Source organism: Novosphingobium sp. CCH12-A3 (assembly GCF_001556015.1).
GTDB classification, from domain to species: domain Bacteria; phylum Pseudomonadota; class Alphaproteobacteria; order Sphingomonadales; family Sphingomonadaceae; genus Novosphingobium; species Novosphingobium subterraneum.
Genome location: NZ_LSIA01000315.1, coordinates 26,879 through 39,475, shown reverse-complemented (window position 1 = coordinate 39,475; position 12,597 = coordinate 26,879). Strand labels below are relative to the sequence as shown.

The 12,597-nt window shown below is 63.3% G+C and carries 14 protein-coding genes and 1 tRNA gene; 2 read left to right on the top strand and 13 right to left on the bottom strand.

The genetic code is table 11. From position 1 onward, the window contains the following. Positions 1–93: 93 nt before the first annotated feature. From AX703_RS27695 to AX703_RS26115, 9 genes are read right to left on the bottom strand one after another with little or no spacing between them, the layout of a single operon-like run. Positions 94–264, bottom strand: coding sequence for a hypothetical protein (locus AX703_RS27695; protein WP_156452231.1), 171 nt, complete (start codon positions 262–264; stop codon positions 94–96). A gap of 11 nt (positions 265–275) precedes the next feature. Continuing rightward, complete coding sequence (locus AX703_RS26150; RefSeq protein ID WP_062348428.1) at positions 276–1,043, bottom strand: MBL fold metallo-hydrolase; 768 nt, start codon at positions 1,041–1,043, stop codon at positions 276–278. Further along, the gene (locus AX703_RS26145; RefSeq protein ID WP_062348458.1) at positions 1,040–1,816 is read right to left on the bottom strand and encodes a TatD family hydrolase; all 777 of its coding nucleotides are present in this window, start codon (positions 1,814–1,816) and stop codon (positions 1,040–1,042) included. The genes AX703_RS26150 and AX703_RS26145 overlap by 4 nt, the downstream gene beginning before the upstream one ends. Continuing rightward, on the bottom strand, positions 1,816–3,381 hold the full coding sequence (gene metG, locus AX703_RS26140) for a methionine--tRNA ligase (RefSeq protein WP_062348426.1): 1,566 nt from the start codon (positions 3,379–3,381) through the stop codon (positions 1,816–1,818). Before metG ends, AX703_RS26145 begins: the two co-directional genes overlap by 1 nt. Positions 3,382–3,416: 35 nt before the next feature. After that, complete coding sequence (locus AX703_RS26135; RefSeq protein WP_039332340.1) at positions 3,417–4,385, bottom strand: DNA polymerase III subunit delta'; 969 nt, start codon at positions 4,383–4,385, stop codon at positions 3,417–3,419. After that, entirely contained in the window at positions 4,382–5,017 is a 636-nt protein-coding gene (gene tmk / locus AX703_RS26130) for a dTMP kinase (RefSeq protein WP_062348424.1), read from the bottom strand. The genes AX703_RS26135 and tmk overlap by 4 nt, the downstream gene beginning before the upstream one ends. Then, on the bottom strand, positions 5,014–6,174 hold the full coding sequence (locus AX703_RS26125) for a D-alanyl-D-alanine carboxypeptidase family protein (RefSeq protein ID WP_231735713.1): 1,161 nt from the start codon (positions 6,172–6,174) through the stop codon (positions 5,014–5,016). The genes tmk and AX703_RS26125 overlap by 4 nt, the downstream gene beginning before the upstream one ends. 57 nt (positions 6,175–6,231) lie before the next feature. Then, complete coding sequence (locus tag AX703_RS26120) at positions 6,232–7,203, bottom strand: SPOR domain-containing protein (RefSeq protein WP_062348419.1); 972 nt, start codon at positions 7,201–7,203, stop codon at positions 6,232–6,234. After that, positions 7,187–8,233 (bottom strand): lytic murein transglycosylase, encoded by a 1,047-nt coding sequence (locus tag AX703_RS26115; protein ID WP_082734822.1) that lies wholly within the window; start codon positions 8,231–8,233, stop codon positions 7,187–7,189. The genes AX703_RS26120 and AX703_RS26115 overlap by 17 nt, the downstream gene beginning before the upstream one ends. A gap of 110 nt (positions 8,234–8,343) precedes the next feature. Between AX703_RS26115 and AX703_RS26110 the strand changes: the two genes are divergently transcribed. Further along, positions 8,344–8,433, top strand: a tRNA-Ser gene (locus tag AX703_RS26110). Positions 8,434–8,438: 5 nt separating this feature from the next. On the opposite strand, the gene AX703_RS27690 is transcribed toward AX703_RS26110, so the two are convergent. Beyond that, on the bottom strand, positions 8,439–8,582 hold the full coding sequence (locus tag AX703_RS27690) for a hypothetical protein (protein ID WP_156452230.1): 144 nt from the start codon (positions 8,580–8,582) through the stop codon (positions 8,439–8,441). 94 nt (positions 8,583–8,676) lie between these two features. On the opposite strand from AX703_RS27690, the gene AX703_RS26105 reads away from it, so the two are divergent. Then, the gene (locus tag AX703_RS26105) at positions 8,677–9,369 is read left to right on the top strand and encodes a hypothetical protein (protein ID WP_156452229.1); all 693 of its coding nucleotides are present in this window, start codon (positions 8,677–8,679) and stop codon (positions 9,367–9,369) included. A gap of 73 nt (positions 9,370–9,442) precedes the next feature. Here AX703_RS26105 and lpdA read toward each other — a convergent pair whose 3' ends face one another. From lpdA to AX703_RS26090, 3 genes are read right to left on the bottom strand one after another with little or no spacing between them, the layout of a single operon-like run. After that, positions 9,443–10,867 (bottom strand): dihydrolipoyl dehydrogenase, encoded by a 1,425-nt coding sequence (gene lpdA, locus AX703_RS26100; protein WP_062348415.1) that lies wholly within the window; start codon positions 10,865–10,867, stop codon positions 9,443–9,445. 13 nt (positions 10,868–10,880) lie between these two features. Next, positions 10,881–11,267: an acyl-CoA thioesterase gene (locus AX703_RS26095; RefSeq protein ID WP_039332329.1), complete on the bottom strand. Its 387-nt coding sequence runs from the start codon at positions 11,265–11,267 to the stop codon at positions 10,881–10,883. Between the two features lie 36 nt (positions 11,268–11,303). Then, complete coding sequence (locus tag AX703_RS26090; RefSeq protein WP_062348413.1) at positions 11,304–12,593, bottom strand: pyruvate dehydrogenase complex dihydrolipoamide acetyltransferase; 1,290 nt, start codon at positions 12,591–12,593, stop codon at positions 11,304–11,306. Positions 12,594–12,597 lie beyond the last annotated feature (4 nt).

The window sequence follows — 12,597 nt, the reverse complement described above, 5'->3', positions numbered from 1 at the left end:
TTCGGTTGACCGGAGTTAGGGTGTCGATCCAACCGGCCAAATCAGATTTGATAATAATGATTATGTAAACTAAGCACTGAGAGGAGCGCGTCGTCACCATCCCAGCACGGAGAATACCAGAGCCACGACGATAAACAGAAAGGCCCATAAAGCGGCCATTCTCAAGCCGTCAGACAATCCGATCTCACGGCCCTTTAAGTTGGCGACGGCCAAGACAAGCGCCATGGAAATGCCAATGATGCGCACTGTGTCGTAGCTGTCCATGCGGCACCGCCTTAGAGATTTACTTCGAGCCCGTCGTACGCAGGTTCGACATGGTCCGGAGTTTCGGCGCACAATGTCCGGTAATCCATCGACTTGTCGAGATGCGTCAGGATGCCGTGTCCTGCTCTTGTGGCTTCGATCAGTTCGAGCGCCATGCCCAGATGCGAATGCGTCGGATGCGGCTGCCGCCTGAGGCAATCGACGACCAGAACGTCGACCTTGTAGAACAGGTCGATCATTTCATTCGTAATTTCGCTGAAGTCTGTGGCATAACCAATTGTTTTTCCGCCCTGATCAAAGCGAAACGCGGTGGACTGCGCCGGACCGTGCGGCATCTGGCAATGACCGATGCCAATGCCGCACAACATCCTGACACGGTCGAGATTGTCCAGCTCTACAATGGTATGATAACCGTGCTGCCCGGCGAAGACATACCCGAAGCGTTGGCGCAGTCGGCGGACGGTCTCGCTTGCCGCATAGCCCGGAATGGGTCCTGCTCGACCATAGCGGAGCGGCCTGAGGTCATCGATCCCATGGCAGTGGTCGGCGTGATCGTGAGTCCACAGTACCCCATCAACGCGATCGATGCCGCAACTGAGGAACTGCTGCCGCAGGTCCGTCGGGGTGTCGACCAGCAAGCGGCTGCCGTCATTGCCTTCGATCATGATGGCAACCCGGGTGCGCCGGTTTCTCGGCTCGTTCGGATCGCAATCGCCCCAATCGTTGCCGATGCGCGGCACGCCCGTCGACGTGCCGGAGCCGAGGATCGTCAGCTTCACAGGCTGGCCTTGCTGAACAGCTTGAAGAAATTGGCGCCGGTGCGATCCGCAAGGGCTTCCTGCGAGGTTCCACGCAGGCCAGCGACGAAGGCGCAAGTGTTCGACACGAACGCCGGTTCGCAGGTCTTGCCCCGGTGCGGCACCGGCGCCAAGAACGGCGCGTCGGTTTCGACCAGAATTCGATCTTCAGGCAGTTCGGCGGCAATCGCTTGCAAGTCCTTGGCATTCTTGAACGTCACGATGCCGGAAAGCGAGATTGACAGGCCCAGTTCCAGCATCTTGGCAGCAAACGGCGCGGATGCGGTGAAGCAGTGGATCAATGCGGGGAAGGCTCCCTTCCCCATTTCTTCCTCGATGATCCGCGTCGTGTCGTCTTCCGCATCGCGCGTGTGGACGATGAGTGGCAGGCCGGTTTCGCGGGCCACGCGGATGTGGACCCGGAACAGGTCCTGCTGCACCTGCCGGTCCGAATGGTCGTAATAGTAATCCAGCCCGGTTTCGCCAATGCCGATGACCCGGGGGTGCGCGGCGGCTTCCAGCAGCGCAGCCTCGCCCAGATCTGCATGACCATCAGCCTCGTGCGGATGGATGCCGATGCTCGCCCAGACATCGCTTTCGCGCTCAGCCGTGGCGACGATATCGGCCCACTCGCGCTGGCGGGTCGAGATGTTGAGAAAGCCGCGTACGCCGGTTTCGCGCGCACGCCCGAGAACCTGGGCCTGATCTTCGACCAGACCCTTGTAGTTGAGATGGCAATGCGAATCGATCAGCATCATGCCGAGGCAGGCTCCTCGGGCATTTCGAGGCGCGGGAACGCCGGCACCGGCTGCGCGAGCTTTTCACCGGTAGCCACGCGCGCCAGATACCAGTCGGCATCGGTCAGGGCTGCAAAGGTGCGAGCGTCGCCGGGTACGCCGAGCTGGTCGAGGACCTCGGCAGCAGCGGCGGGCACCACCGGCGCAATCGCGATTGTCAGATCCCTGATGGCCATGAACAGGGTAAGCAGCACCGCCTTCATTCGTTCCGGATCGGTCTTGCGCAGGGCCCAGGGGGCCTGCTCGTCAACGTAGGCATTGCATGCGAAGACAGCGCGCATCCACGCATCGATACCTGCAGAGAAGTTCAGTGCCTCGAACTCGCGCGGCAGTTCGTCCCGGCAGGCTGTGAACACGGTGGCGAGCAGCGCATCGTCGGCCTCGGAGCTTGCAAACTTCTCAAGTGTCCCGTCCATGTTCTTGAAAATCATGGACAGTGTTCGCTGGACAAGATTGCCGTAGCTGTTTGCCAACTCTGCATTGCAGCGCGTGACAATCGCTTCCGGGGAGTACGACCCGTCCTGCCCGAAGGCGACTTCACGCATGAGGAAATAACGCAGCGGATCGACGCCAAAACGCTCCGCCAGTTCCAGCGGATCGGTGACGTTGCCGAGCGACTTGGATTCCTTCTGCCCGCGATTGAGCAGGAAGCCATGCCCGAAGACCTGCTTGGGCAGGGCGATGTTCGCGCTCATCAGGAACGCCGGCCAGTAGACTGTGTGAAAGCGGACGATGTCCTTGCCGATCAGGTGGAGGTTCGCTGGCCAATATCTTGCAAAGTCGCCGGATTCATCGGGAAACCCGAGCCCGGTGATGTAGTTCGTCAGCGCATCGACCCACACGTACATGACGTGGCCGTCGCTGCCCGGCACCTTCACGCCCCAGTCGAAGCTGGTGCGCGAGACCGAGAGATCGCGCAGACCGCCTTCGACGAAGCGCATCACCTCGTTGCGGCGGCTGTCGGGCTGGATGAACTGCGGGTTCTCGTTGTAGAGCTTCAGGAGAGGCTCGGCGTACTTCGAGAGGCGGAAGAACCAGGATTCCTCGACGGTCCACTCCACCGGTGTTCCCTGCGGCGAGAGCTTCTCGCCCCCTTCCCCGGCCACCAGTTCACTTTCATCATAGAACGCTTCGTCGCGGACCGAGTACCAGCCTTCGTAGCGATCAAGATAGAGATCGCCGCTGGCTTCCATGCGCCGCCAGAGTTCCTGGGTCGAGGCGTGATGTCGTTCTTCTATTGTCCGGATAAAGACGTCGTACGAAACGTTAAGCTCATCGCACATCTTTATGAAATACGAGGACATTTCGTCTGAAAGTTCGCGCGGCGTTATGCCCAGCTCGCGCGCCTTCTGCGCCATCTTCAGGCCGTGTTCGTCCGTGCCCGTCTGGAAGCGCACGTCGCGCCCCATGGCCCGCTGGAACCGCGCGATCACGTCAGCCGCAATCGCTTCGTAGGCATGGCCGATGTGCGGCTTCCCGTTGGGGTAGGAAATGGCGGTGGTGATGTAGAAGGGTTCGCCCATTGGGCCAGTCGCTTTCTGAAAGGGAATCCGGTGGCTTATCGCGCCCCTTCCCTAGTCGGCGCGGCCGATGCCAGCAAGGAGCCGATTTCCATGGTCAGCATCGATGGATCAAAGTTGTAGATCGGCGCTTCGCCGGCAAGCCGGACCAGGCGGGCATGGACTTCGACAAGCCGCACCTTGGCAGCATCGTCGACACGATCGAGCGCGCCGACCACGGTCATCCGCGCAGCTTCTATGGCGGCGGCGATCCTTTCACGGTCCGGTCGCGCGCCGAGCGCCCCGGCCAAGGCGCCGCGTAGCGAGAGGTCAGGATCGCCATGTTCGACGATTCGGGCGAACAGCGCCTGCGCCTTGCCCAGGTCCTGCGCCGCGAAAGCCAGGGCCGCGCCGGGCGATCCTCCCGCGACCGCCAATGCGCCCTTGCGGGTCTCGGCATCGAGTTCTGGTGCTGCATGATCCAGGGCGCGCGAAACGTCGCTTGCCGAAAGTGGATGGAACCGCACCACGGTGCAGCGTGACCGGACTGTCGGCAGCAAGCGGCCGAGAGCGTGGACGACGAGCAGGAAGAAGGTGCCGACGGGCGGTTCTTCAAGGCTCTTGAGCAATGCGTTCACCGCGCTTTTCTCAAGCAGGTCAGCCGAATCGATGATCACCGCACGCCGCCGACCAAGTGTTGGGCGGGTCGTAAGGCGCCGCTGCAGCGCCCGGACCTGATCGACCGAGATGCTGCGCTTCAACTGATAGGGCTTGCCCTCGTCGCGCTTCTTGGCTTCGTCGTCATTTGCGGGGAGCGGGAAGAGCGTCAGAATGTCGGGATGCGCCTCGACCGGAGGTTGCGGCACTCCGGGTTCGGCAACAAGCTCTGCGGCAGCCGCACGAGCGAAGCTGGCCTTGCCGAGGCCCTCGCGCCCGGCGAGAATCCAGCCATGGTGCATGCGTTCGCCAGCAATGGCCGCGCGCCAGATGCGCCAGGCTTCGTCATGGCCAATCATGCGCTCGCTCATGTGAGAAAGCCTGCGATACGGGCCATGATCCTCGAATGCACGTCAGCGGGCGATCCCTCGGCATCGATCACTGCAAAGCGGCCCGGGTCTTGCGCGGCGAAGGCGCGGAAAGCCTCGGCCACACGGGCATGATAGGCCGCACCGCGGCTCTCGATGCGATCACCCGCGCCACCATCACGCATGGCGAGACGCTGTGCCGACACTTCAGGGCGCACGGTGAGCAGGACGGTCAGGTGCGGCAAGAGGCCCTCGCTACCGATGCGGTGCAGGTCGAGAATGTCAGTGTCGGAAAGCCCGCCACCACCGCCCTGATAGGCACGGCTGCTGTCGACGAAGCGGTCACAGATCACCCACGCCCCGCGCGCGATGGCAGGCCGGATGAGCTTCTCGACGTGATCGGCACGGGCCGCGGCGAAGAGCAGGGCCTCGGCGCGGGCGCCCCACCCCTCCCCCTCGGTGGTGAGCAGCATGGTGCGGATCGCCTCGGCGCCCGCAGTCCCACCCGGTTCGCGCGTCGTCACGACTTCCAGCCCGCGCGCACGCAAGGCTTCAGCAAGCATCCGCCCCTGCGTGGACTTGCCAACGCCCTCGCCGCCTTCAAGCGCAATGAAGCGGCCCGGTGCAGGGCTCACAGGCCGACCAGCCCCATCGCACCATTGCGCAAGCGGGCCAGAACACCACCGCGCGGCACGTCCTCGCCGGCAGCGAGCGGCAGGACATGGACCGGCTCTCCGGGCACGCGAACGAGGAGGCTCGCCACGGTTTCACCCTTGCGGATGGGCGCCTTCAACGGACCCTTGTAGCGCACCGACAGCCTGTACTTGCTCGCCGCGCCCTTGGGCATGGTCACGCTCAGGTCGTGAGGCGCAACAAGCGATACCTGGCGAGCTTCGCCACCCTGCACCGCCGCCGAGCCAAGGGCAGAGCCTTTGCGATAGATAGGTTTGGCATCCCAGGCGGCAAAGCCCCATTCGATGAACGCGCGTGACTGGTTGGTGCGGTCAATCGGCCGGTCATAGCCGCCAAGCACCATGACAAGCCGCCGCCCGTTGCGCTGGGCCGAGCCGACGAAGCCGTAGCCCGCCTCGTTGGTAAAGCCCGTCTTCACGCCGTCCGCACCTTCGGTGTGGCCGTAGAGCGGGTTGTGGTTGGGCTGGGTGATGCCGTTCCAGGTCATCTGCGAATGGCCATAGAAGCGACGGTACAGGTCCGGGAAGCGAGTCATCAGCGCGCCGCTCAGCGTCGCCAGGTCCGCAGCGGTAACGTAGGTCTGGCCCTCGTCCATCCAGCCATTGGGCGTGTTGAAGTGGCTGTCGCGCATGCCGAGCTCGTCGGCCGCCTGGTTCATCAGCGCAGTGAAGGCGGGGACGGAGCCGGTTGCACCCTCGGCCAGCACGACGCAGGCGTCATTGGCCGAAACCGTGACGATGCCCCCGATCAGTTCCGCCACCGTGGGCTGCGCTTCGGCGGGCAGGAACATCGTGCTGCCGACATTGCGCCACTTGCGGAAGGTTTCGGGCCGGATCGGGATGCGCTGGTCGAGCCGCAGCTTGCCCTTCGAAATCAGGTCGAACGCGACGTAGCTGGTCATGATCTTGGTGATCGAGGCTGGGACGAAACGCCGATGCGGATCGCGCGAGAAAAGCACGCGCCCTGAGCCGACATCAAGCATCAACGCAATCGGCGCGTCGATCCGGGGCATCGAACCGAGCGGATCCGCTCCACGGAACTCTGGCGCCGCGGCTTGTACCGGCAGGGCTGCCAGCGTGGCAGCCATCGCAATTGTCACGACCTTCAAACGCAAGTGCAATCCCCGGACAACGCCGGTCGCTTCGCGCCTATCAGGTCACGGCGCGACAACGACCCTTGCGTCGGCATAGCCGCCCGCGCGAACCTTCGCCAGCGCTGCATCGGCTTGTCCACGATCCTTGTGCGGTCCGACACGCACGCGCCACAGCTTGCCGACCTGCGACACCGAACCGCCGGTCGCCTTGGCGGCGGCATCGGCACGAGCCTGCGTGGAGTATGCGCCTACCTGGATAAGAAAGCCTTTTGCCGAGGCAGAAGTGGGTAAAGGCTTCGGGGTAGCGGGCTTCGGAGTAGCAGGCGGGGGCGCTTCCTTGGCCGCAACCGGCGCATCCAGCCTGGCGGGCGCAGGCTTGGCAGGGGCAGGTTGGGCGGGCGCAGGTTGGGCGGCAACCTTCGGTTCGGGCTTCGCGGGCGCGGCGGGTTTCGGCAAGGTCGGCTCGGCGACGGTGTCGGCCGGCAAGGCAGCAGGCGCGATGCCGAGCTTCCGCTTCAGCGCAGCCAGCAAGCCCGGCGGCGTATCCATCCGTGCGGGAGCCTGATGGCCTGTCCTGAGCAACGCCCGCTCGGCCTCGGGCGGGTTCACACGGCGAACGCGCACAGGCAGGCGCGCACCTGGCGCAGCACCGAGTTGTGTCCATGCGCCCGCCGACAGCGCCACCAGACCACTGCCGGTCATGGGGCCGCGCTCGGTCAGCCGGACGAGGATGGTCTTGCCGGTGTCGAGCGAAGTGACTTCAACGTAGCTCGGCAACGGCAGGGTTCTGTGGGCACCGGAAACGCCCGCCCCTGCGACAGCCTCGGCATAGCCGACCGAATCGTAATTGAGCGTGTCGGCGGGCGTATAGGTCACCCCGTCGACAACGAACGGCGCCCCCAGCACCATCGGATAATCGCCCGCTGGACCTGGGTCACCAGCCTCGGAAACTGCTAAAACGCTGGCATTCGCACCGCCACAAGCAGCAAGCAGCAGCGTGGCAACGAGTGCAATTCGGCTAACGGGAGATCTCATCTGCAAGAAGTCCTACGGACAGAGCGTAAAAGTTCGAGCAGTTGTAATCGAGGATAACCCTATAATTTCCAGTTAGCAAATAGGCGGTCCGCCCTCTGCCATCGGGTTCGAGCAGGCTGGCCATGACATTGTCGCCGGGCCAGCTGCCGCTCCGCGGCATTATGCCCAGAGCGCGCCATTCGGCCATGGTCTTCCACCCGGTATGCCGGTCGAACACGCGCGGGCACCGCGGGCTTTTCAGCGTGGTGCCAAGGCTGTTGCGATCCAGCCCATCCGGCACGCTGACGGCAATGCCCCAAGGCTGCCCCGAACGCCAACCGGCATCGCGAAAGTAATTTGCGATCGAGGCGAGCGTATCGGTGCGGCTGCTCCAGATGTCGGCAAAACCATCGCCATCGCCGTCTTGCGCTACGCGCAGATAGACCGAGGGCAAGAATTGCGGATTGCCGAAAGCCCCTGCCCAGCTGCCGACCAGCTTCGACCGCGGCACGCCCCGATCGACCATCTTCATCGCCGCAACAAATTCGTCGGCAAACAGCTCCCGTCGCCGTCCTTCGTAGGAGAGCGTTGCCAGCGCTCGTGGCAGATCGAAATTGCCGGTATAGCCCCCGTAATCGGTTTCATGGCCCCAGATTGCCATCAAGACCGGCCCAGGCACGCCATAGCGCTGCTCGATCGCGCCAATCTGGCCGCTCACCGCCGCATATTGCCGACGCCCCCGCAGAATGCGCGACGAATCGACATGCTGGCGACGGTACGGATCGAAAGCCGGGATGGTGCCGGACGATGATCCCGGCTGCGCACGGTCGAGCTGGATAACACGCTGGTTGAGAGTGAGGCCCGAAGTCATTGCCGCAATTGTCGATTCGCGAACGCCTTCAGCCCGTCCACGCGCGGCAAGAAGTTGCAGATACCCTTGAAAGCCTGCCTCTTCCTCATCGGCCTGTCCAGCGGCAGGGCCGGCGGCGAGCAGAGCCATGGCAGCCACTCCAAACGCCCGGATCGCCTTCGCATTCTTCAGAAACATCATGAAACCGATGTCGCACGGAACATCATGGTTGGGAATCCCCTTTGCGACCGACGCCAAACCCGCTAACGGCGAGCCGAGCCAGCATCGCCAGAAGGCGAAGCCGGCAGTGCGGACAGGTGGCCGAGTGGTTTAAGGCAGCGGTCTTGAAAACCGCCGTGGGTGGAAGCTCACCGTGGGTTCGAATCCCACCCTGTCCGCCAAATTTTTAGCTTTCCTCTGACTCCGGGATTTCCAGCGCCTTGACGCTCATGTCGTCGCGGTCGACTGCATGACCCGGCTTGACCGTCTTGCAGCGCCATTCTGCTTCCCAAGGCAGCGGATTCACGGGTTCTTCGATCTCGAATTCCATTGAACTCTCTCCTCAGCTTGGAAAATCACCAGAGAGGAGTGTGTTCCGATGGTTAGAGGATTACTTCATTTCTGATCTTGTCTTTATGTTGCTCATGTGGAACGTCCGCAATTGGGCAACAGGGAAGGAAATTCAAATGCATCGTCAAGTATTTGGCGTGGTCGCGCTACTCGCGGCCGCGCAAGGTCCAGTATTGGCTCAAGAAGCAGCAGCGCCGCCAGCTGCAGTCGAAATCCCGGCGGCTCCGGCAGCACCTGTCATGCGGCAGATCGTCCTTCCGCCGAATTCTGAGGTGGTGATCACGCCGAACGATACGCTTACCACCAAGGGCAAACAGCTCAAGGAAGGCTACAAGTTCCGTCTCGCGACAATGTTCGACGTAATGCAGGACGGCTATGTGGTGATCCCGAAGGGCACCATGGGCGAAGGTACTGTTACCTGGATGACCAACAAGGGTGCGTTCGGCAAGTCGGGCAAGATGGAAGTGTCGTTTGATTGGCTCGACTTGGGTGGCAAGCGTGTCGCCCTCACGGGCAATCACCGCCAGGAAGGCGAAGGGAACACCGGAGCAACCGTCGGCACGGCCGTCGCTGTCGGGGTTTTTTCGGCGTTCGTGACCGGGCGTTCGGCAACGATCGCCAATGGGCAGCAATTGCGCGGGCGCACCGCTGAGCCTCTGACATTCACGGTTCCGGATTCAGCTGCGCGGGTGGTGGCGGGCACTTTGGTGTCGACGCCAGTCGCTGCACCGGCCGCAACGGCGGCAGTGGCTACGCCTGCCAGCTAAAGTCTTGTGTTCAAACAAGTGAGAGCGCGGACGGATGACCGTCCGCGCCCTTTTTGTTGCCAGATGCCGATCCTCAGATGTGGATCGCGCGCCCGTAAGCCGCCAAGACGCTTTCGTGCATCGATTCGCTGATGGTCGGGTGCGGGAACACCGTGTGCATCAGTTCGGCCTCGGTCGTCTCAAGCGTCTTGCCGACGACATAGCCCTGGATCATCTCGGTCACTTCCGCGCCGATCATGTGCGCGCCCAATAGCTCGCCGGTCTTGGCGTCGAACACGGTCTTCACGAAGCCTTCGGGCTCGCCCAGGGCGATGGCCTTGCCGTTGCCGATGAACGGGAACGTGCCGACCTTGAGTTCGTAGCCGGCTTCCTTGGCCTTGGCCTCGGTCAGGCCGACGCTGGCGATCTGGGGGTGGCAGTAGGTGCAGCCCGGAATGTTGGCGCGGTCCATCGGGTGCGGGTGAACGTCCTTGTTGCCGAGCTCGGCAGCAATGGCTTCTGCCGCAATGACGCCTTCGTGGCTTGCCTTGTGCGCCAGCCACGGCCCCGGCGTCACGTCGCCGATGGCCCAAAGACCCTTGACGTTGGTGCGTCCATAGCCGTCGATGGCGATGATCCCGCGCTCAGCCTTCACGCCCAATGCTTCGAGGCCGATGTTTTCGGTGTTCGGCACGATTCCGACCGCAACAATGACGTGGCTGTAGTCGGCCTCGGCAACCTTGCCGTCCTTGCCCTTGATCTTCGCCTTCACGCCCGAGGCCGAGACGGCAAGGCTCTCGACGCCCGCGCCGGTCATGATCTTCATGCCCTGCTTGGTCAGCGCCTTTTCGAGGAATGCAGACACGTCGGCATCTTCAACCGGCACGACGCGATCCATCATCTCGACGACAGTAACTTCAGCACCCATGTCGTTGTAGAAGCTGGCAAATTCGATACCGATCGCGCCAGAGCCGATGACCAGCAGCTTGGTCGGCATCTGCTTGGGCGTCATCGCGTGGCGATAAGTCCACACGCGCTCGCCATCAGCCTTGGCGAAGGGCAGATCGCGAGCACGGGCGCCGGTTGCGACGATCACGTGCTTGGCCGAGATCGTCTCGGTGCCCCCTTTGCCATCGACGCCGCCGGTCACTTCGACCGAAGTTGCCGACTTCAGCACGCCGTTGCCCATGTGCACGGTGATCTTGTTCTTCTTCATCAGGTGCGTGACGCCCTGATTGAGCTGCTTGGCCACACCGCGCGAGCGCTTGACCACCGCGTCGAGGTCGGCGCGGATGTTGTCCGCGGCGAGGCCATAGGCGGCCGCATGCTTCATGTGGTTGAGCACTTCGGCCGAGCGCAGCAGCGCCTTGGTCGGGATGCAGCCCCAGTTGAGGCAGATGCCGCCGAGGTTCTCGCGCTCGACAATGGCGGTCTTCAGGCCGAGCTGCGCGCAGCGGATCGCCGCGACATAGCCGCCGGGACCCGATCCGAGGACGATGACGTCGTATTGGTCAGCCACGCAAATGCTCCTGTCAGTCTGTCTGCGGCAAGGGCCGCGGTTTGCGTTCGTCGTCGATGGCGACGAAGAAGAATCGTGCTTGCGTTACCTTCTGGCGATCCTCGCCGGTGCGGGCGCGGCGCCAGGTTTCCACATCGATGGTCATCGAAGTGCGTCCCGCCTTGGCAAGAGAGGCATAGACCGAAACCTCGTCACCCACATGGACCGGGTGATGGAAAGTCATGCCCTCCACGGCGATCGTCGCGGCGCGGCCCTTGGCCCTTCTTGCCGCGACAATGCCTGCCGCCATGTCCATCTGCGCCATGAGCCATCCGCCAAAGATATCGCCGGCGGGGTTCGCATCAGCTGGCATCGCCGTGATGCGGATGGCCGGTTCGCCCTGTGGTAGCGGATCGGCCATCATTGCACCCCTGCGACTTGTTTCAGGCGATCAGGCTCAGGCCACCAGACCCAGCGGGTTCTCGATCAGGTTCTTGAACGCCTGCATCAGTTCGGCACCATCGGCGCCATCGATGGCGCGGTGGTCGAAACTGCCGGTTGCCGACATGACCGTGGCAATGCCCAGGGCGCCATCGATCACGTAAGGGCGCTGCTCGCCCGCGCCCACGGCCATGATCATCGCCTGCGGCGGGTTGATCACCGCGTCGAAGCTCTTGATCCCGAACATGCCGAGGTTGGAAAGCGAAGCCGTGCCGCCCTGGTATTCGTGCGGCTGCAGCTTGCCCTCGCGTGCCTTGCCGGCAAGCGTCTTCATTTCCGTGGCGATGGCCGAGATCGACTTGTTGCCGGCATCGACGATGATCGGCGTGATCAGGCCAGAAGGCGCCGCGACGGCGACTGAGATATCGGCGCGGTTGTAGGTGCGCAGTTCGTCGCCCGCGAAGCTGACGTTGCACTTGGGAACCTGCACCAGCGCCTTGGCCAGCGCCTTGATGATGAGGTCGTTCACCGAAAGCTTCACGCCCTGCGCCTCGAGCGCCTTGTTGAGCTGACCGCGCAGCTTGAGCAGTGCGTCGAGCTGGATGTCGACGGTGAGGTAGATGTGCGGGATCGTCTGCTTCGCCTCGGTCAGGCGGCGAGCGATCGTCTTGCGCACGTTGTTGAGCTTGGTCGCCTCATAGGGGATGCCAAAGTCGGGCACAGCTGCAGGTGCCGGAGCCGCAGCAGGTGCCGCTGCCGGAGCAGAGGCTGGTGCAGTGGCCCCAGGCGCGGCGGTGGCAGGCTTGGCACCTTCGACGTCGGCCCGGACGATGCGGCCGTTGGGGCCTGATCCGGCGATGCCCGCAAGGTCAATGCCCTTGTCGGCGGCAATACGCTTGGCCAGAGGGCTGGCGATCACGCGGTCGCCCTTGGGAGCGGGCACTGCCGCAGGAGCGGGGGTCGGAGCCGGCGTCGGCGATGCTGCAGGGGCAGGCGTTGGCGCGGCTTCCGCCTTCGGAGCAGGAGCGGCCTTGGCGGCAGGCGCAGGTGCGCTGGCATCTTCGTCCTCGCCTGCGATCATCGCGATCACGGTGCCAACCTTCACGCCCTCGGCACCCTCGGCAACGTCGATCGAAACGATCGTGCCCTCATCGACAGCCTCGAACTCCATCGTGGCCTTGTCGGTTTCGATCTCGGCCATGATGTCGCCCGAGGAAACCTTGTCGCCGACCTTGACCAGCCATTTGGAAAGCGTCCCTTCTTCCATGGTGGGGGAAAGGGCGGGCATCTTGATGGCGATGGGCATGGGC

Bases quoted from the DNA above. Each gene is read 5' to 3' on its own strand.
- AX703_RS26145 (WP_062348458.1), bottom strand. From the start codon at position 1,816: ATGCTGATCGATTCGCATTGCCATCTCAACTACAAGGGTCTGGTCGAA.
- AX703_RS27690 (WP_156452230.1), bottom strand. From the start codon at position 8,582: ATGGAATTCGAGATCGAAGAACCCGTGAATCCGCTGCCTTGGGAAGCA.
- AX703_RS26115 (WP_082734822.1), bottom strand. From the start codon at position 8,233: ATGATGTTTCTGAAGAATGCGAAGGCGATCCGGGCGTTTGGAGTGGCT.
- AX703_RS27695 (WP_156452231.1), bottom strand. From the start codon at position 264: ATGGACAGCTACGACACAGTGCGCATCATTGGCATTTCCATGGCGCTT.
- AX703_RS26105 (WP_156452229.1), top strand. From the start codon at position 8,677: ATGTGGAACGTCCGCAATTGGGCAACAGGGAAGGAAATTCAAATGCAT.
- metG (WP_062348426.1), bottom strand. From the start codon at position 3,381: ATGGGCGAACCCTTCTACATCACCACCGCCATTTCCTACCCCAACGGG.
- AX703_RS26095 (WP_039332329.1), bottom strand. From the start codon at position 11,267: ATGGCCGATCCGCTACCACAGGGCGAACCGGCCATCCGCATCACGGCG.
- AX703_RS26135 (WP_039332340.1), bottom strand. From the start codon at position 4,385: ATGAGCGAGCGCATGATTGGCCATGACGAAGCCTGGCGCATCTGGCGC.
- AX703_RS26120 (WP_062348419.1), bottom strand. From the start codon at position 7,203: ATGAGATCTCCCGTTAGCCGAATTGCACTCGTTGCCACGCTGCTGCTT.
- AX703_RS26090 (WP_062348413.1), bottom strand. From the start codon at position 12,593: ATGCCCATCGCCATCAAGATGCCCGCCCTTTCCCCCACCATGGAAGAA.